Source organism: Pseudomonas sp. G7(2022) (assembly GCF_052660475.1).
On sequence record NZ_CP109659.1, the window covers coordinates 706,675 to 724,060 of the forward strand.

Annotated in this window: 15 protein-coding genes; 4 read left to right on the forward strand and 11 right to left on the reverse strand. The window is 62.7% G+C overall.

Annotated features, from left to right (window positions below; translation table 11 throughout):
- Positions 1–55: 55 nt before the first annotated feature.
- Genes cobG through cobJ form a run of 4 tightly spaced genes read left to right on the forward strand, consistent with a single transcriptional unit; the run spans position 56 to position 4,407 of the window.
- The gene (cobG, locus tag NE357_RS03065; protein ID WP_169428675.1) at positions 56–1,354 is read left to right on the forward strand and encodes a precorrin-3B synthase; all 1,299 of its coding nucleotides are present in this window, start codon (positions 56–58) and stop codon (positions 1,352–1,354) included.
- The gene (locus NE357_RS03070; protein WP_085609238.1) at positions 1,347–1,973 is read left to right on the forward strand and encodes a precorrin-8X methylmutase; all 627 of its coding nucleotides are present in this window, start codon (positions 1,347–1,349) and stop codon (positions 1,971–1,973) included. Before cobG ends, NE357_RS03070 begins: the two co-directional genes overlap by 8 nt.
- Positions 1,970–2,704 carry a precorrin-2 C(20)-methyltransferase gene (locus tag NE357_RS03075; protein ID WP_372238685.1) on the forward strand — a complete coding sequence of 245 codons (735 nt, stop codon included), beginning with the start codon at positions 1,970–1,972 and terminating at the stop codon, positions 2,702–2,704. Before NE357_RS03070 ends, NE357_RS03075 begins: the two co-directional genes overlap by 4 nt.
- Positions 2,704–4,407, forward strand: a complete 1,704-nt coding sequence (gene cobJ / locus NE357_RS03080; protein WP_169428676.1) for a precorrin-3B C(17)-methyltransferase — start codon at positions 2,704–2,706, stop codon at positions 4,405–4,407. Before NE357_RS03075 ends, cobJ begins: the two co-directional genes overlap by 1 nt.
- A 52-nt stretch (positions 4,408–4,459) precedes the next feature.
- On the opposite strand, the gene NE357_RS03085 is transcribed toward cobJ, so the two are convergent.
- The 11 genes from NE357_RS03085 to aroQ form a co-directional block, all read right to left on the reverse strand.
- Positions 4,460–5,053 (reverse strand): MarC family protein, encoded by a 594-nt coding sequence (locus tag NE357_RS03085; RefSeq protein WP_119429392.1) that lies wholly within the window; start codon positions 5,051–5,053, stop codon positions 4,460–4,462.
- A 97-nt stretch (positions 5,054–5,150) separates the two neighbouring features.
- Complete coding sequence (locus tag NE357_RS03090; protein ID WP_169428677.1) at positions 5,151–7,928, reverse strand: hybrid sensor histidine kinase/response regulator; 2,778 nt, start codon at positions 7,926–7,928, stop codon at positions 5,151–5,153.
- Positions 7,929–8,030: 102 nt separating this feature from the next.
- A complete protein-coding gene (gene purD / locus NE357_RS03095; protein ID WP_169428678.1) occupies positions 8,031–9,323 on the reverse strand; it encodes a phosphoribosylamine--glycine ligase in 1,293 nt (430 codons plus the stop codon).
- A gap of 147 nt (positions 9,324–9,470) precedes the next feature.
- Positions 9,471–11,078 (reverse strand): bifunctional phosphoribosylaminoimidazolecarboxamide formyltransferase/IMP cyclohydrolase, encoded by a 1,608-nt coding sequence (purH, locus tag NE357_RS03100; protein WP_169428679.1) that lies wholly within the window; start codon positions 11,076–11,078, stop codon positions 9,471–9,473.
- Positions 11,079–11,160: 82 nt separating this feature from the next.
- On the reverse strand, positions 11,161–11,481 hold the full coding sequence (fis, locus tag NE357_RS03105; protein WP_003186237.1) for a DNA-binding transcriptional regulator Fis: 321 nt from the start codon (positions 11,479–11,481) through the stop codon (positions 11,161–11,163).
- Positions 11,478–12,488: a tRNA dihydrouridine synthase DusB gene (gene dusB / locus NE357_RS03110; protein ID WP_085732733.1), complete on the reverse strand. Its 1,011-nt coding sequence runs from the start codon at positions 12,486–12,488 to the stop codon at positions 11,478–11,480. Before dusB ends, fis begins: the two co-directional genes overlap by 4 nt.
- Positions 12,489–12,673: 185 nt before the next feature.
- On the reverse strand, positions 12,674–13,945 hold the full coding sequence (locus NE357_RS03115) for a DUF3426 domain-containing protein (protein WP_169428680.1): 1,272 nt from the start codon (positions 13,943–13,945) through the stop codon (positions 12,674–12,676).
- Between the two features lie 30 nt (positions 13,946–13,975).
- Positions 13,976–14,854, reverse strand: coding sequence for a 50S ribosomal protein L11 methyltransferase (gene prmA / locus NE357_RS03120; RefSeq protein ID WP_085732735.1), 879 nt, complete (start codon positions 14,852–14,854; stop codon positions 13,976–13,978).
- Between the two features lie 166 nt (positions 14,855–15,020).
- Positions 15,021–16,379, reverse strand: coding sequence for an acetyl-CoA carboxylase biotin carboxylase subunit (accC, locus tag NE357_RS03125; protein WP_011332264.1), 1,359 nt, complete (start codon positions 16,377–16,379; stop codon positions 15,021–15,023).
- A 17-nt stretch (positions 16,380–16,396) separates the two neighbouring features.
- Entirely contained in the window at positions 16,397–16,864 is a 468-nt protein-coding gene (gene accB, locus NE357_RS03130) for an acetyl-CoA carboxylase biotin carboxyl carrier protein (RefSeq protein WP_007951023.1), read from the reverse strand.
- 24 nt (positions 16,865–16,888) lie between these two features.
- Positions 16,889–17,344 (reverse strand): type II 3-dehydroquinate dehydratase, encoded by a 456-nt coding sequence (aroQ, locus tag NE357_RS03135; protein ID WP_169428681.1) that lies wholly within the window; start codon positions 17,342–17,344, stop codon positions 16,889–16,891.
- Positions 17,345–17,386 lie beyond the last annotated feature (42 nt).

The following is a 17,386-nucleotide window of genomic DNA, read 5'->3' on the forward strand; positions in this document are numbered from 1 at the left end:
CTTCGCCCGCGAAGCGCCTTTCCCACAGAGCTGCCAGCCCTTGAACGAACGTCCGATGTCCAATGCCATACGCCCCTCGGCCTGTCCGGGGTTGCTGCGTATCGTCCAGGCGCTGGATGGTGGCATCTGCCGGATCAAGCTCGATGGCGGTTCGATCACGGCCGACCAGGCCGATGCGGTGGCCAATGCCGCCGAGCGGTTTGCCGGCGGGGCGATCGAGGCGACCAACCGGGGCAATCTGCAGATTCGCGGGATCGGCGAGCAGTCCGCTGCGCTGATCGACAGCCTGCTGGCTGCCGGTCTCGGGCCGCGAACCGCAGCGGGCGACGACGTGCGCAACCTGATGCTCAGCCCCGCCGCCGGCATCGACCCGCAGTTGCGCTTCGATACCCGCCCATTGGCCGGGCAGATTCTCGAGACCCTGCAAAGCCATCCGCGCTTCCACGAGCTGAGTGCCAAGTTCGCCGTGCAACTGGACGGTGGCGAGGCACTGGCGATGCTCGAACATCCCCACGATCTGTGGTTGTCGGCATTCGAAGATCACGGCGATACGCTGCTGGCGTTCGGCCTGGCGGGTTGCCCGACGGATCGACCGCTGGCCGCCGTGGCGCTTGCGGACGGACACGCACTGGTGCTCGCGGTGCTGGAACTTTTCCTCGATCTGGCCCGACCGGAGCAGACGCGAATGCGGCATCTGCTGGACGAATGTCCGGCACCGGAGTTCCTCGAAAAACTCGGTCAGCGGATCAGTCTGCAAAACGTCGCCGACTGGCAACGTGAAACCGTGCCGGAGGGCTTGCACATCGGCATTCATCCTCAGCAATCGGCCGGTCAGGTCTATGTCGGTGCCACACCGGCGCTCGGCCGCCTCGATCCGGACATGCTGCGTGGCGCCGCGCAATTGGCCAGAGCCTTTGGCGACGGCAGCCTGCGTTTCACCCCTTGGCAGAGTCTGTTGCTGCCCGCTGTGCGGGAAACCGATGCGGTTCAAGTGCTCGACGAATTGGGCAGGCTGAACCTGCTGACCCATGTCGAAGATCCTTTGACGCGCCTGATCGCCTGCACCGGCGCCAACGGCTGCGGCAAAGGTCTTGCCGACACCAAACACGATGCCCGCCGTCTGGCTACGCTGTTGCCGCACGCCGTGGATGTGCACCTGTCCGGCTGCTCGCGCTCCTGCGCCGCCGCACACCGGGCTGCGGTGACTCTGCTGGCGGTGGGCCCCGGTCACTACGATCTCTATTTTCGCGATGCAGCGCTGCCGGGTTTTGGCGCGCTGCACGCCCACAACCTTACTATCGAAGCGGCCGCGGCCCTGCTCGCCGCCCGCTCACGGAGCCCCCTTGATGCTTGATTACATCCGCGACGGTCAGGAGATCTATCGCAACTCCTTCGCGATCATTCGCAGCGAGGCCAACCTGGCGCGCATCCCGGCCGATCTGGAAAAACTCGCGGTGCGGGTGATCCACGCCTGCGGCATGGTCGAGGCCATCGACGGGCTGCAATTCTCCGAAGGCGCCGGCAAGGCCGGTCGCGACGCGCTGGCCGCTGGCGCGCCGATCCTGTGTGATGCGCGAATGGTTTCCGAGGGCGTGACCCGTGCGCGCCTGCCGGCCAACAACGAAGTGATCTGCACCCTGCGCGATGACAGCGTGCCGGAGCTGGCGCGTGAACTGGGCAACACTCGCTCGGCAGCGGCGCTGGAACTGTGGCGCCCGCATCTGGAAGGCAGCGTGGTGGTGATCGGCAACGCGCCGACCGCGCTGTTCTATCTGCTGGAAATGCTCGACGCCGGCGCTCCGAAACCGGCGCTGATCCTCGGCTTCCCGGTGGGCTTCGTCGGCGCTGCCGAATCCAAGGCCGAGCTGGCCGCCAACAGCCGTGGCGTGCCGTTCGTGATCATGCAGGGCCGCCTCGGCGGCAGCGCCATGGCCGCCGCTGCGGTCAATGCCCTCGCCACGGAGATCGAATGATGCAGGCTAAAGGACGTTTGATTGGTCTGGGCGTCGGTCCCGGTGATCCGGAACTGATTACCGTCAAGGCCCTGCGCCTGCTGCGCGAATCGCCGGTGGTGGCGTACTTCGTGGCCAAGGGCAAGAAGGGCAACGCGTTCGGCATCATCGAAGCGCATCTGCAGGACGCGCAGAATCTGCTGCCGCTGGTGTACCCGGTGACCACCGAAGTGCTGCCGGCGCCGCTGTCCTACGAACAGGTGATCAGCGATTTCTACGATGACGCTGCCGAGGAAGTGGCCGCGCACCTGGACGCCGGTCGCGATGTGGCGGTGATCTGCGAAGGTGACCCGTTCTTCTACGGCTCCTACATGTACCTGCACGATCGCCTGGCCAGCCGTTACGAAGCCGAAGTGGTGCCGGGCGTCTGCTCGATGCTCGGCGGCGCTTCGGTGCTGGGCGCGCCGCTGGTGTATCGCAATCAGAGCCTGTCAGTGCTGTCCGGCGTGCTGCCTCATGACGAGCTCAAGCGGCGTCTGGCCGATGCTGACGCGGCGGTGATCATGAAGCTGGGGCGCAACTTCCCGAAAGTACGCGACGTGTTGGCAGAACTGGGTCTGGCCGAGCGTGCGCTGTACGTCGAGCGCGCGACCATGGCCAACCAGAAGATCGTGCCGCTGGATGAGGTCGAGCCGATGTCGTCGCCGTACTTCTCGCTGATCATTGTGCCCGGCGAACGGTGGCAAGGCTGATGACTCATTCCACACCGGCCATCGTCATTCTCGGCCAGGGCGCACTGGCCACGGCCCGTCGCCTGCAACAGGTTTATCCGGCTGCGCAGATTCACGGCCTCTGCGGACGCGTCGAAGGCGCCGATCAGACTTACAGCGAGTTCGGCACGACCCTGCGTGAGCTGTATCAACAGGACACGCCGATCATTGCCCTGTGCGCGGCCGGCATTGTCATTCGAACCCTGGCGCCGCTGTTGCTGGAAAAAGGCGTCGAGCCGCCGGTGCTCGCCGTGGCTGAAGACGGCAGCGCCGTGGTGCCGTTGCTCGGCGGCCTCGGCGGGGTGAACGTCATGGCCCGCGAGATCGCAGCAGCACTTGAAGTCGCAGCGGCGATCACCACCAGCGGCGAATTGCGTTTCGGCACTTGCCTGCTCAACCCGCCCGGCGGTTACGCGCTAGGCGATCTGGAGCAGGGCAAACGTTTTGTCTCTGATCTGCTCGCCGGCCACAGTGTGCGCATCGACGGTGCTGCGCCGTGGCTTGAGCAGGCGCAACTGCCGGAAGATCCCCTGGCACAGCGTTCGATTCATGTGAGCAGCGATGCCCGCATGGCGAGCGCCAGTGAGTTGCTGATTTATCCGCGCAGCGTGGCGGTGGCGGTCGGTTCAGACGTGACTGACCTGCCGGGCACGATTCGCGGTGCGTTGCAGCAGGCCGGGGTGGCGATTCAATCGCTGGCCTGTCTGGTGGCGGCTGACGTTCAGATGGCCAGCCCGGCATTACGTGAAGCTGCGCTCGAGCTGGCGGTGCCGCTGCGCTTTGTTGCGCCAGCGAATGACATCGGTGAGCTGGCTCGCGATGCAGTCCCTGACGCTCGAATCATCACAACATCCCACGATATAGCCATCGCCGTGGCCGAACAGCCGCTGGATGTTTCGCAGATCGGTCGTCCGCGCGGACGTCTGGCTGTCATCGGCCTTGGCCCTGGTGCGGCGGAGCTGATGGTGCCGGCGGTGAAAGCCGAGCTCGCTCGAGCCACCGATGTGCTCGGCTACGAAACCTACGTGCGCATGGCCGGTCCGTTCCGCGACGATCAGGTTCAGCATTGCACCGACAATCGCGAAGAAATGCAGCGTGCCCGTCATGCCTTCAGGCTGGCCGCTGAGGGCCGTTCGGTGATCGTCGTTTCTTCGGGCGATCCGGGCGTGTTCGCCATGGCGGCGGCGGTGCTCGAAGCGTTGCACGAGTCGACGGATCCGGCGTGGCACAGCGTCGATCTGGAAATCCTGCCGGGTGTTTCCGCCTCGCTGGCCACCGCTGCTCAGGCCGGTGCGCCGCTGGGCCACGACTTCTGCGTGATGTCGCTGTCGGACAACCTCAAGCCGTGGTCGATCATCGAAAAGCGTCTGGATCTGGCCGCCGAAGCCGATCTGGCATTGGCGTTCTACAACCCGATCTCCCGCGCCCGGCCATGGCAGTTGGGGCGCGCACTGGAAATCGTCGCGCAACACCGTGTGCCGCAGACACCGGTGGTGCTGGGCCGTGATATCGGTCGTCCGGGGCAGACGTTGCGGGTGACGACACTCGGCGCATTGACACCGGATCAGGTGGACATGCGCACCATGGTGCTGGTGGGATCCTCCACGACCTGCACTTTTCCACGGGCTGCCGGTGGGGAGTGGGTGTACACGCCGCGCTGGTATGGCGAGAAACCCGATAGCTGAGAAATGAAAAAGCGGCCCTTCGGAGCCGCTTTTTCATTTGCGGGGTGGCAGGTCAGCCAAGATAACCCTTCACCCCGGTAAAGATGATCTGCGCAGCCAGGGCACAGACAAACAATCCCATGAGCCGGCTGACGATCTGCAACCCCTGATCGCCGAGAATCCGCTCGATTCGATTCGACAGATACAACACCACGCCGACGGTAAAACTGGCGAGTGCGATGCTCATGATCGCGATCAGCTTGTCATCCCAGTGCGGCTGGCTGACGCCCATCACCAGCAGCGCACCGATCGTGCCGGGGCCGACGGTCAGCGGGATGGTCAGCGGGACGATGGTCACGTCCTGCTGCACATTGTCGGCCTGCACCGCCGACTTGCCCTGCGCCATGCCCAGCGCCGAGATGAAGAGCACGCTGCCGGCACCGATGCGGAAAGCATCCACGGTGATGCCGAACACGTCGAAGATCACTCGCCCGAACAGGTACAGCAACACGCTCGATACCAGGGTGGCGATCGCAACTTTCCAGGCCAGGCGCCGTTGTTCCTTGCGCGAATAACCCCGGGTCAGGCTGATGAAGCAGGACAACACGAAGAACGGGCTGTAGAGCACCAGCATCTTCAGGTAAACGCTGAACAACACATGGAGCATGATTGAAACTCGCGCCGACGAAAGTTGAACGGAGTCTATCAGGCGGATCTGGCGTCATCACGGCAAGATCCGTTGAGAAAGTGAGCGCTCGCCAGGTTCAGGGCGTTCGTGCCGCCGTGCGATTGTGTTGATCACGCTGAGCTACCCAGTGCTCGATCAGCTCGCGCAGTTGCGACAGTTCCACCGGTTTGGCCATGTGCCCGTCCATGCCGGCCTGGCGCGCACGCTCCTTGTGTTCGGCAAGGATGTGCGCGGTCAGCGCGACGATCGGCGTACGGATACGCTGATTGCCGACCTCCCAGGCCCGCAGTTGCTGGGTGGCGGAGAAGCCATCGAGGATCGGCATTTCGCAATCCATCAGCACCAGGTCGTAGCGCTGGGCCTTCATGGCCTGCAAGGCTTCTTCGCCATTGCTGGCGGTGTCCGGTTGCAGGTTGAGCTTGCCGAGCATGCCTCGGATCACCTTGGTGGAAATCGTATTGTCTTCGGCGACGAGGATGCGGAAGTCGCTCGGAACCTTGACGGCCGTGGCCGGGCCGGTCGCTTGTGGCTGGAACACCGCCTGGCCGCGGTTGCGCTGGTTCAGCTCGTCGGCCAGCGTGGTCTTGAGGGTATAACCGGCCACCGGTTTGGCCAGGATGCGCTTGATCCCCGAGTTGCGCGCGATGATCTTGCTCGGCGCATTGCTGATGCCGGTGAGCATGATCAGCAGGATGTCGTGGTTCAGGCTCGGGTCTTCCTTGATCTTGGCGGCCAGTTGCATGCCGGTCATGCCGGGCATGTTCTGGTCCAGCAGGACCACGTCGAAATAGTCGCGCAGATGCGCCTTGGTACGCAGCAGGGCCAGCGCTTCCTTGCCTGACGGCACGGCGCTGACGTTCAGGCCCCAGGCGCTGCACTGTTGCACCAGCACCTTGCGACAGGTTTCGTTGTCGTCGACCACCAGCACCCGCGCCCCTTGCAGCGGGCTGTCGAGATCGGAGGTCGGGTGCTCCAGGCGATCGGGATCCAGCGGCAGGGTCAGCCACAGTGTGCTGCCCTGAGTGCCACCGCTCTTGATGCCGAACTCGCCGTGCATCAGGCGAATCAGTTGCCGTGCGATCACCAGCCCGAGATTGCCGCCCAGTCGGTTGGCCGACAGGAAATGCTTGCTGTGGAGCTCGGCGTGCATCAGCGCATCGCGCTCTTCCTGATCCATCGGCTGACCGCTGTCCTGCACGGCAATGCGCAGGCGTGGCCCGGCCCTGCGCTCATCGAGGGCGACCACGACCAGTACTTCGCCTTCCTCGGTTTTCTTCAGGGCGTTTTCCAGCAGGCTCAGCAAAGTCTGGCGCAGGCGCGTCGGATCACCGCTGATGACCCGGGGCACCTGCGGCTGGATGAAGCTGATCAATTCGACGCTCTGCTGTTCGGCCTTCGCCCGATAGATGCTCAGGCAATCGTCGATCAAGGCGTTGAGGTCGAACTGCACGTCGTCCAGCTCGATCTGGCCAGATTCGAGCCGGGAGATGTCGAGGATCTCGTTGATCAGGGTCAGCAGTTCGTTGCCGGCGCTGTGGATGGTCTGCACGTAGTCCCGTTGCTTGACCGACAGCGGCGTGCCGAGCAGCAGTTCGGTCATGCCCAGCACGCCGTTCATCGGGGTGCGGATTTCGTGGCTGATCTTGGCCAGGAATTCGGCTTTGGCGTTGATTTCGGCGTTGCTCGCGGCGAGATCGCGGCTGATGCTGAAACGGCTTTCGGTGATGCTGCGCTGGCGTTCGCCCAGGGCGATGCTCATCAGCAGCCCGCTGATGCAGATGAACCCCATCAGCGTCATGATCAGGCCTTGCGGCGCCACCAGGGTCAACCCCAACAAGGCCGGGAGGATGATCAGCGTACCGATGTTGAACACCACCATCGCGGCGACGAACAACCGGGCAGGGCGGTAGCCTTTCTGCCAGTGGTAGAACCCCACCAGCAACATGCTCAGGCCCGCCAGGGCCACCAGTGCATAGGTAATGATGTTCAGCGGCAAGGTGTTGACGAACAACAGCAGCAGGCTGCAAATCACGATGAACAGAATGTCGCCCAGCAACAGCTTGTTCAGCGGATGTTCGCCGAGCGGAGCGAAAAATCGGTAGGCGAACATCAGTCCGGACGGGGCGGTCAGCAGCAGGGCCAGATAGGCGCCGGGGGTCTGGATCGCGTGCCAGTTCGGCAGCCATGGGCCGGCCAGGTTGAGCAACAGCAACAGGCTCAGGGTCAGCAGGCCTTCACACACTGCCAGCCACAGACTGCTGCGCGAGCGGGTGTAGGCGTAGCGGATCAGGTTGTGCAGGATCAGCATGCCGAGGCAGCCGAACAGCAAGCCGTAGATCAGCGTCTGGTTATGATTGGCCGCGCCCATCACCGCCGATTGCAGAGTGATGTACGGACGCAACTGGTGATCGGAGACCATTCGCAGGTAGATGTCGAGAGTCTTGTCGCTTTGCGGCAATGGCAACAGAAAGTCAGTGCTGGGCAGCGGACGTTCGGCCTGGGCCTGCCCGGTCCCGGTTTCCCGTTGTTCGATCAGTCGCTCGCCGTCCAGGACGTACAGACTGAGGTGCGACAGGTCGGGGGCAAAGATTCGCAGCACTTGTTCGTGCTTGCCGGGGGCCAGTTTGAAGCGCAGCCATAGTGCGCCATCGGGTTCGGCCGCGGTGAGGCGGTCAAGCTCGATGGGGCTGAATTGATTGGTGTAGCGGGAGGAGCGGATATCGCTCAGCTGGAGGTTGCCCTGATCGTCGAGCAATATCGACCAGCCACTGCCTTGCGCGGCCTGGGCCGCAAGCATGCAGAGCAAGGTCAGCAAGGTGACGGTGAAGCCTATGGCAATCCTGAGCCAGCGCACGGCGAAATCCCTTCGTAGGTTGATGCCAGAATATAACGATGCGCAGCGTCGGAACAGTCCGGCAAGGGCGATGAGCCCCTGCCGGAAACACAGCGTAGCTTATTAGCGGGTTTCGCCGCGTTCACGGGCAATGGCGCGGTAGCCAATGTCGGTGCGGTAGAAGCAGCCTTCCCAGTCGATGGCCTTGGCCAGCTTGTAGGCTTGCTCCTGAGCGGCACCTACGCTGGCGCCCATGGCGGTAGCGCACAGCACCCGACCGCCGGCTGTCACGACGTTGCCGTCCTTGAGCGCGGTGCCGGCATGGAAGACCTTGCCTTCCAGAGCCGCTGCCGCGTCCAGGCCGTTGATCGTCGAGCCCTTGGCGTAATCGCCCGGGTAACCGCCGGCCGCCAGCACAATGCCGACGCTCGGGCGTGGATCCCACTGGGCTTCGACCTTGTCCAGGGCCTGGGCCAGCGCTGCTTCGACCAGCAACACCAGGCTCGACTGCAGACGCAGCATCACCGGTTGGGTTTCCGGATCGCCGAAACGGCAGTTGAACTCGATGACCTTCGGATTGCCGGCCTTGTCGATCATCAGACCGGCGTACAGGAAACCGGTGTAGACGTTGCCTTCGTCGGCCATGCCGCGCACGGTCGGCCAGATCACCTGGTCCATCACGCGCTGGTGCACGTCGGCGGTGACCACCGGGGCCGGGGAGTAGGCGCCCATGCCGCCGGTGTTCGGGCCGCTGTCGCCGTCGCCGACGCGTTTGTGGTCCTGGCTGGTGGCCATCGGCAGGACGTTCTTGCCGTCGACCATGACAATGAAGCTGGCTTCTTCGCCGTCGAGGAATTCCTCGATCACGACGCGGGAACCGGCGTCGCCGAAAGCGTTGCCGGCGAGCATGTCGCGCACGGCGTCTTCGGCTTCGGCCAGGGTCATGGCGACGATCACGCCTTTACCGGCGGCCAGGCCGTCGGCCTTGATCACGATCGGTGCGCCTTTTTCACGCAGGTAAGCCAGGGCCGGCTCGATCTCGGTGAAGTTCTGGTAGTCGGCGGTCGGGATCTTGTGGCGAGCCAGGAAATCCTTGGTGAAGGCTTTCGAGCCTTCCAGCTGTGCGGCACCCGCCGTCGGTCCGAAGCAGTCAAGGCCACGGGAGCGGAACAGATCGACGACGCCGGCGACCAGCGGGACTTCCGGGCCGACGATGGTCAGGGAAACGTTCTTCTCGGCGAAGTCAGCGAGTTGCTCAAGGGCCAGCACGTCGATGGCGACGTTCTCGCACTTGGCTTCAATCGCGGTGCCGGCGTTGCCCGGTGCGACGAAAACTTTCTGCACACGCGGATCCTGAGCCACTTTCCAGGCCAGGGCGTGTTCGCGGCCACCGCTGCCAATGATCAAAACATTCATTTCAAAAACCTCAAAATTCTGTCAGGCGCTGTTGGAGCGCTTTATGTGGGAGCGAGCCTGCTCGCGAAAGCGGTGTGTCAGTCAACGTCAACGTCGCTGGCAGATTGCATTCGCGAGCAGGCTCGCTCCCACATTTGAATCTGTGTATCAGTGACGGAAATGGCGCATGCCGGTGAATACCATGGCGATACCGGCTTCGTCGGCAGCAGCAATCACTTCGGCATCACGCATCGAGCCACCCGGCTGGATCACTGCAGTGATGCCGACCTTGGCCGCATTGTCCAGACCGTCGCGGAACGGGAAGAACGCGTCGGACGCCATCACCGAACCAGCCACTTGCAGACCGGCGTGCTCAGCCTTGATCGCAGCGATACGCGCCGAGTTCACGCGGCTCATCTGGCCGGCGCCGACACCGATGGTCTGACGGTTCTTGGCGTAGACGATGGCGTTGGATTTAACGTACTTGGCGACTTTCCAGGCGAAGATCAGATCGTTGATTTCCTGTTCGGTCGGGGCGCGCTTGGTCACCACTTTCAGGTCGTCGGCGCCGATCATGCCGATGTCGCGGCTCTGTACCAGCAGGCCGCCGTTGACGCGCTTGTAGTCCCAGGCCGGAACGCGATCGGCCGACCACTCGCCGCAGGCCAGCAGGCGTACGTTGGCCTTGGCAGCAACGATGGCGCGGGCTTCTTCGCTGACGCTGGGTGCGATGATCACTTCAACGAACTGACGCTCGACGATCGCCTTGGCGGTTTCGGCATCCAGTTCACGGTTGAAGGCGATGATGCCGCCGAACGCCGATTCGGTGTCAGTGGCGTAGGCCAGTTCGTAGGCCTGACGGATGCCGCCTTCGGCGTCCGGGCTCACGGCCACGCCGCACGGGTTGGCGTGCTTGACGATCACGCAGGCCGGTTTGACGAAGCTCTTCACACATTCCAGCGCGGCGTCGGTGTCGGCCACGTTGTTGTACGACAGTTCCTTGCCTTGCAGCTGGGTGGCGGTGGCGATGCCGACTTCGGCAGGCTTGGCTTCAACGTAGAACGCCGCGCTCTGGTGCGGGTTCTCGCCGTAGCGCATTTCCTGGGCCTTGATGAACTGGCTGTTGAAGGTGCGTGGGAATTCGCTGCGACCTTCGGTGCTCAGGGTCTCGGCAGCCTGGTTCACGGTGCCCATGTAGTTGGCGATCATGCCGTCGTAGGCGGCAGTGTGTTCGAATGCCTTGAGCATCAGGTCGAAACGCTGAGCGTAGGTCAGGCCGCCGGCCTTGAGGTTTTCCAGAACGTTGGCGTAGTCGCTGGCATTCACCACGATGGCCACGTCTTTGTGGTTTTTCGCTGCCGAACGGACCATGGTCGGGCCGCCGATGTCGATGTTCTCGATGGCGGTCGGCAGGTCGCAGCCTGGCTTGCTGATGGTGGCTTCGAACGGGTACAGGTTGACGGCTACCAGATCGATCGGCTTGATGCCGTGCTCGTTCATGATGGCGTCATCGATACCGCGACGACCGAGGATCCCGCCGTGGATTTTCGGGTGCAGGGTTTTCACCCGACCGTCCATCATTTCTGCGAAACCGGTGTAATCCGCGACTTCCACTGCGGCCACGCCGTTGTCCTGCAGCAGTTTGAAGGTCCCGCCGGTGGAAAGGATTTCCACACCCAGGGCTTCCAGCTCCCTGGCGAATTCGAGGATCCCGGTCTTGTCGGAAACACTGATCAAGGCGCGGCGGATCGGCAGGCGGGTAGTCTGGTCGGTCATCTCAATTTCCATCAAAAGCAAGGGAAGTCAGCAAAAAAGGCGACCGGTTTTACGCGGGCGCCTTTCTGGTTGGATTGAATGCTTACAGCAGGTCGTACTGCTTGAGTTTCTTGCGCAGCGTGCCGCGGTTGAGTCCGAGCAGCTCGCTGGCCTTGGTCTGGTTGCCCTTGACGTAGTTCATCACGCTTTCGAGCAGGGGAGCCTCGACTTCGGAGAGCACCAGGTTGTACACGTCCGTGACGGCTGCGCCCTCAAGGTGGGCGAAATAATTGTGCAGCGCCTTCTCGACACTCCCGCGAAGGGTCTGGCCTTCTTCGCTCGGGGTATTGAGGTGCTGTTTCAAATTCACGTTGTCGCTCACGGGTGTTGTTCCACTCACTAAAGTCTCGGTCATCATCGTCATGCGGCCACCCCTTCTCCGTCCCCTGTCAGGCTCTTGTAACGTTCGGCGAAGAACTCCCGAACGTTGGCGCATTGTGTTTCCGTACCATCCAAACGATTGAAACGGGCGCGAAACTCCTTGGCGCCCGGCAAGGTTGCGAGATACCAGCCCACATGCTTTCGGGCAATGCGTACGCCCATCACATCCCCATAAAAGGCGTGGAGGGCAGCCAGATGCTCAAGCAGAATGCGTTCCACCTCGATCAGCTCCGGTGCCGGCAATTTCTCGCCGGTACGCAGGAAGTGTTCGATCTCACGAAAAATCCATGGCCGCCCCTGGGCAGCCCGGCCGATCAACAGGCCATCGGCACCGGTCGCGTCGAGCACGTAGCGGGCCTTTTCCGGCGATACGATGTCGCCGTTGGCAAAGACCGGAATCGACACCGCCTGCTTGATCGCGGCAATGGTGTCGTACTCGGCTTCGCCGGTGTACAGGTCGGCGCGGGTGCGGCCATGCACCGCCAGCGCCGTGATCCCGGCCTGCTCGGCGATCTTCGCCACGGTCAGGCCGTTCTTGTTGTCGCGATCCCATCCGGTGCGGATCTTCAGGGTTACCGGCACATCAACCGCAGCCACGACGGCGTGCAGGATCTCGGTAACCAGTGCTTCATCCTTCAGCAACGCGGAGCCGGCAGCCTTGTTGCAGACCTTTTTCGCCGGGCAACCCATGTTGATGTCGATAATCTGTGCGCCCAGTTCGACGTTGGCCCGGGCTGCATCCGCCAGCATCTGCGCGTCGCCACCGGCAATCTGCACCGAGCGTGGCTCGGGATCGCCTTCGTGGATCATGCGCATGCGCGACTTGCGGGTATTCCACAAGCTCATGTCACTGGTGACCATTTCCGAGACTACAAGCCCTGCGCCCAAACGCTTGCACAACTGACGAAAGGGCTGGTCGGTGACACCCGCCATGGGGGCGAGGATCAAGCCGTTCTGCAATGTATATGGGCCGATGCGTACCGCCGACATAGGACTTCCCTGAAGTGGGGCCGGATCATGAGAGTTCGAAAAAGGGTTGGCATGATACCCGCTCTCGATGACTGGATAAAGGCTGAATTGAACAAAATCTGAACAGCCATTTCGTTATTGCCGACGGTTTGGTCGTGCCGGGCAAAGTCAGAAAACTGCCGTCAATCCTGAAGCAGTGGAGCGTTCTACTCGGGGGAGTGGAAACTCAGACTGTAGTTCACCGCTTTCGGTCCGGGATCGAGGATGTCCAGGGCGATGTGGATGGGCGTCTGCGGGGGCATTTCCGCCATGCCTTCGAGATCGCCATTGAGGTACTCGCCGGGCTTGAAGCGCCGGCTGGCGATCAGGTGTCCGTTGAGGTCGGCAAAGCGCAACTCCAGCAACGGAAAAGGCTGCGAGAAGGGTGCGCGGTTATAAATGATCGCATCCACCACCAGCGCACCGCTGAATTCCGGGTGGCTGCGCACCACCAGGTTGCTGCTCTTGATCTTGGCGATATCGACCTTGGACGGCACCGTGCAGCCGATCTGCGGGCACAGTTGCTGGAACCACGGGCGGTACTGGTCCTGGCGGGCCAGTTCGTCGAAGTGATAGCTGATGTACTGGCCGGCGAGACCGCCGGCGGCCAGTAGCACCAGCAACAGCCAGAGCAGGCGCCGGCCCCAGGGCGAGCGACGCTTCTGCCAGTCCAGTTGCAGCGGATCGTCGGTCAGATCCTGCAGGACTTCGGCACGTACGCCGGATTCGTCACGTTCGCGCTTTTTGCGGGATGGTTCGACCGCCGGCAGATCGTCATCGATTTCCGTGCTCGCCGACAGGCGCTCGTGGCGCGCTGCCGGATCGATCGGGTCATGCAGGCGCAACTGCGGAATGGCTGGCTCGTCATCGAGGTCGACCGGCTCCAGCGACAGTGAAGGTTCGGTGCGTTCCGGTTTCACCGGTTCGAAATCGGCGGGATCGCTGGCGTGTTCAGGCTCGACGATCCGTTCATTTGCCGGTTTGCTGAACAGGCTGTCCGACCAAGGCTCGTCATCCGGCTCGTGGTCGTCACGGCGAGCGCTGAGGGACTCTTGGCGCGCACCGCCGAATTCGGTGGTCGGCTGGATTTCCCGCTGCTCGAGACGAGCCAGCTCTTCATCGAGATCCAGGCTGTCGAGATCCAGCTCGGCAGCGCTCCACTGCTTCTGGCTGATGGCGCGAGGTTCAGGTGGTTCGATGGGCTCGGGTTGTCTGGCGACGACCGGTGCTTCGGTTGCCGGTGCCGGTTCTGCGATGGCTGGCGCCGTCGGCGTGACTGCTTCCTTGCCTGCGCGTTGTTCGAGCAGCTGTTTGGCGGCGTTGAACACTTGCAGGCAGGAGCCGCAACGAACCACCCCGCGGGCCACGCTCAATTGAGTATGGCTGACGCGGAAACTGGTTTGGCAATGCGGGCACTGGGTGACGAAGCTGTCGGTCATGCGGCGATCCGGATTGAGCAGGCGGTCATTCTAGCGCCGACGGCCAGTGATGCGCACCCAGCCATCGCGATTGGCGATCGGGTCGAGATCGAAGTCCTGCGCGTAGGCGGCGGCGACTTCTTCGCCTTGTTCGGCGAGGATCCCGGACAGCGCCAGGCGCCCGCCGGACTTGACCAGGCCTGACAGCTGCGGCGCCAGGGATACCAGCGGGCCGGCCAGGATGTTGGCCACCAGTACGTCGGCTTTGACCTGTGGCAGGTCTTCCGGCAGATACAGCGGGAACAGTTCGTCGGCAATGCCGTTGCGCCCGGCGTTGTCGCGCGAAGCTTCCAGCGCCTGCACGTCGATGTCGGTGCCGACGGCTTCTTTCGCGCCGAGCAGCAGGGCGGCGATGGCCAGAATCCCCGAGCCGCAGCCGAAGTCCAGCACGTTGCAGTCTTTCAGATCCTGGCCGTCGAGCCATTCCAGGCACAGGGCGGTGGTCGGGTGGGTGCCGGTGCCGAAGGCAAGGCCCGGATCCAGCAGCAGGTTGACTGCATCGGGTTGCGGTGCGGCGTGCCAGCTCGGCACGATCCACAGACGCTGGCCGAATTGCATCGGCTGAAAGCCGTCCATCCAGCTGCGTTCCCAGTCCTGGTCTTCGATCACTTCGCTGTGGTGCTCGGGCAGCGGGCTGCCGGTCAGCAGTTCGAGATGGGCCAGTACCGGCGCCGCTTCGGTGCCGCCCTCGAACAGGGCCAGCAGGTGGGTGTGTGCCCACAGCGGGGTGGTATTGAGTTCCGGTTCGAAGATCGGCTGATCTTCAGCGTCCATGAAGGTCACCGAAACGGCGCCGACTTCAAGGAAAGCGTCTTCGTAGGTTTCGGCTTGTTCCGGGCTGATGGCCAGACGTACTTGCAGCCAAGGCATGGCGGGCACCTGTGAAAAAGATTGATTGCAGCCTAGCGGCCTGCGAGAAGCGCGCAAGTTTACGCGAGCTCGACGCTTTTGTGGGAGCGGGGAATGTATGAGCAGATGAAACCTTCGGAAACAACAAAGCCGCCCGAAGGCGGCTTTGTCAGGTGCGGGCTGAAGCTTAGTGCTTCTCGCCAGCCAGCTTGTGCTCGAGGTAGTGAATGTTCACGCCCCCTTTGCAGAAGCCTTCGTCGCGGGTCAGATCACGGTGCAGCGGGATGTTGGTCTTGATCCCGTCGACCACGATTTCGTCCAGGGCATTGCGCATGCGGGCCATGGCTTCGTCGCGGGTGGCGCCGTAAGTGATCAGCTTGCCGATCAGCGAGTCGTAGTTCGGCGGAACGGCATAACCGCTGTACAGGTGCGAATCGACGCGAACGCCGTTGCCGCCTGGTGCGTGGAAATGCTTGACCGTGCCCGGGCTCGGCATGAAGGTTTTCGGGTCTTCGGCGTTGATCCGGCATTCCAGCGAGTGACCGCGGATGACCACATCATCCTGGGTATACGACAGCTTGTTGCCAGCGGCGATGCTGAGCATCTCCTTGACGATATCGATACCGGTGACCATTTCCGAAACCGGGTGCTCCACCTGAACACGGGTGTTCATTTCGATGAAGTAGAAACGACCGTTCTCGTACAGGAACTCGAAAGTGCCGGCGCCACGGTAGCCGATGTCGATGCACGCCTTGACGCAGCGAGCCAGGACTTCCTTGCGCGCGTTCTCGTCGATGCCCGGAGCCGGCGCTTCTTCGAGAACTTTCTGGTGACGGCGTTGCAGCGAGCAATCGCGGTCGCCCAGATGGATGGCGTTGCCCTGGCCGTCGGACAGAACCTGCACTTCGACGTGACGCGGGTTGGTCAGGAACTTTTCCAGATAGACCATCGGGTTGCCGAACGCCGCGCCGGCTTCGGAGCGGGTCAGTTTCGCCGAGGCGATCAGGTCTTCTTCCTTGTGCACCACGCGCATGCCGCGACCACCGCCGCCACCGGCGGCCTTGATGATCACCGGGTAGCCGACTTCGCGACCGATGCGCAGCGCCGTTTCTTCGTCTTCCGGCAGCGGGCCGTCAGAACCTGGAACGGTGGGAACGCCCGCTTCGATCATCGCGTGCTTGGCCGATACCTTGTCGCCCATCAGGCGAATGGTCTCGGCTTTCGGGCCGATGAACGCGAAGCCGGAGTTCTCGACCTGCTCGGCAAAGTCGGCGTTTTCCGCGAGGAAGCCGTAGCCTGGGTGAATGGCGGTAGCGCCAGTCACTTCAGCGGCCGCGATGATTGCCGGGATGTGCAGGTAAGAGTGCGCGGCAGAAGCCGGGCCGATGCAGACGGATTCGTCTGCCAGACCCAGGTGCATCAGCTCTTTGTCGGCCTTGGAGTAAACGGCGACGGTCTTGATGCCCATCTCTTTGCAGGCACGCAGAATCCGCAGGGCGATCTCACCGCGGTTAGCGATCAGAACTTTTTCCAACTTCGCAGTCATCAAAGGCTCTCCGCAGTTCAAACGATGGTGAACAGCGGTTGGTCGTACTCAACCGGCTGGCCGTCTTCGACGAGGATGGACTCGATCACACCGCTGGTTTCAGCTTCGATGTGGTTCATCATCTTCATGGCTTCGACGATGCACAGGGTGTCGCCTTTCTTCACGGTCTGGCCGACTTCAACGAAGGACGGCGAGGTTGGCGAAGATTTGCGATAGAAGGTGCCGACCATCGGCGAACGGGCAACGGTGCCGTTCAGCGCTGGAGCAGCAGCGGCTGCTGGAGCGGCTGCAGCAGCAACCGGAGCGGCAGCCGCGGCAGGTGCAGCGGCCGGAGCCTGCATCGGAGCCGGTGCGTAGTACTGCTGCGCCGGGGTCTTGCTGTGACGGCTGATGCGTACGGACTCTTCGCCTTCCTTGATCTCGAGCTCGTCGATGCCGGACTCTTCCAGCAATTCGATCAGTTTCTTAACTTTACGGATATCCATGAATCATCAACTCCCAAGGGTCGGTCAGGGGCGTATAGCTTGTTGTTCAAGCTGCTCTAGTGCAGCCTCCAGGGCCAGTCGATAACCGCTGGCGCCAAGGCCGCAGATCACTCCCACCGCTACGTCGGAGAAGTAAGAGTGATGGCGGAAAGGTTCGCGTTTGTGCACGTTGGACAAATGCACTTCGATGAATGGGATGCTCACCGCCAGCAGCGCGTCACGTAATGCGACACTTGTGTGTGTAAAAGCTGCTGGGTTGATCAGAATGAAGTCCACACCTTCGCCGCGCGCGGCGTGGATGCGGTCGATCAATTCGTACTCGGCATTGCTTTGCAGATACAGCAGATGATGGCCGGCGTCACGGGCGCGGCGCTCCAGATCCTGATTGATCTGCGCCAGGGTGGTCGACCCGTAGGTCCCGGGTTCCCGGGTGCCGAGCAGGTTCAGGTTGGGGCCGTGCAGCACCAGTAGCGTTGCCATCTGCGTGTTCCTTGTTATGGGTGAGCCTTCATCAGAACCCGG

Coding starts and splice junctions, on each gene's coding strand:
- cobG (WP_169428675.1), top strand. CDS start 56: ATGTCCAATGCCATACGCCCCTCGGCCTGTCCGGGGTTGCTGCGTATC.
- NE357_RS03070 (WP_085609238.1), top strand. CDS start 1,347: ATGCTTGATTACATCCGCGACGGTCAGGAGATCTATCGCAACTCCTTC.
- NE357_RS03075 (WP_372238685.1), top strand. CDS start 1,970: ATGATGCAGGCTAAAGGACGTTTGATTGGTCTGGGCGTCGGTCCCGGT.
- cobJ (WP_169428676.1), top strand. CDS start 2,704: ATGACTCATTCCACACCGGCCATCGTCATTCTCGGCCAGGGCGCACTG.
- NE357_RS03085 (WP_119429392.1), bottom strand. CDS start 5,053: ATGCTCCATGTGTTGTTCAGCGTTTACCTGAAGATGCTGGTGCTCTAC.
- purD (WP_169428678.1), bottom strand. CDS start 9,323: ATGAATGTTTTGATCATTGGCAGCGGTGGCCGCGAACACGCCCTGGCC.
- purH (WP_169428679.1), bottom strand. CDS start 11,078: ATGACCGACCAGACTACCCGCCTGCCGATCCGCCGCGCCTTGATCAGT.
- fis (WP_003186237.1), bottom strand. CDS start 11,481: ATGACGATGATGACCGAGACTTTAGTGAGTGGAACAACACCCGTGAGC.
- dusB (WP_085732733.1), bottom strand. CDS start 12,488: ATGTCGGCGGTACGCATCGGCCCATATACATTGCAGAACGGCTTGATC.
- NE357_RS03115 (WP_169428680.1), bottom strand. CDS start 13,945: ATGACCGACAGCTTCGTCACCCAGTGCCCGCATTGCCAAACCAGTTTC.
- prmA (WP_085732735.1), bottom strand. CDS start 14,854: ATGCCTTGGCTGCAAGTACGTCTGGCCATCAGCCCGGAACAAGCCGAA.
- accC (WP_011332264.1), bottom strand. CDS start 16,379: ATGACTGCGAAGTTGGAAAAAGTTCTGATCGCTAACCGCGGTGAGATC.
- accB (WP_007951023.1), bottom strand. CDS start 16,864: ATGGATATCCGTAAAGTTAAGAAACTGATCGAATTGCTGGAAGAGTCC.
- aroQ (WP_169428681.1), bottom strand. CDS start 17,344: ATGGCAACGCTACTGGTGCTGCACGGCCCCAACCTGAACCTGCTCGGC.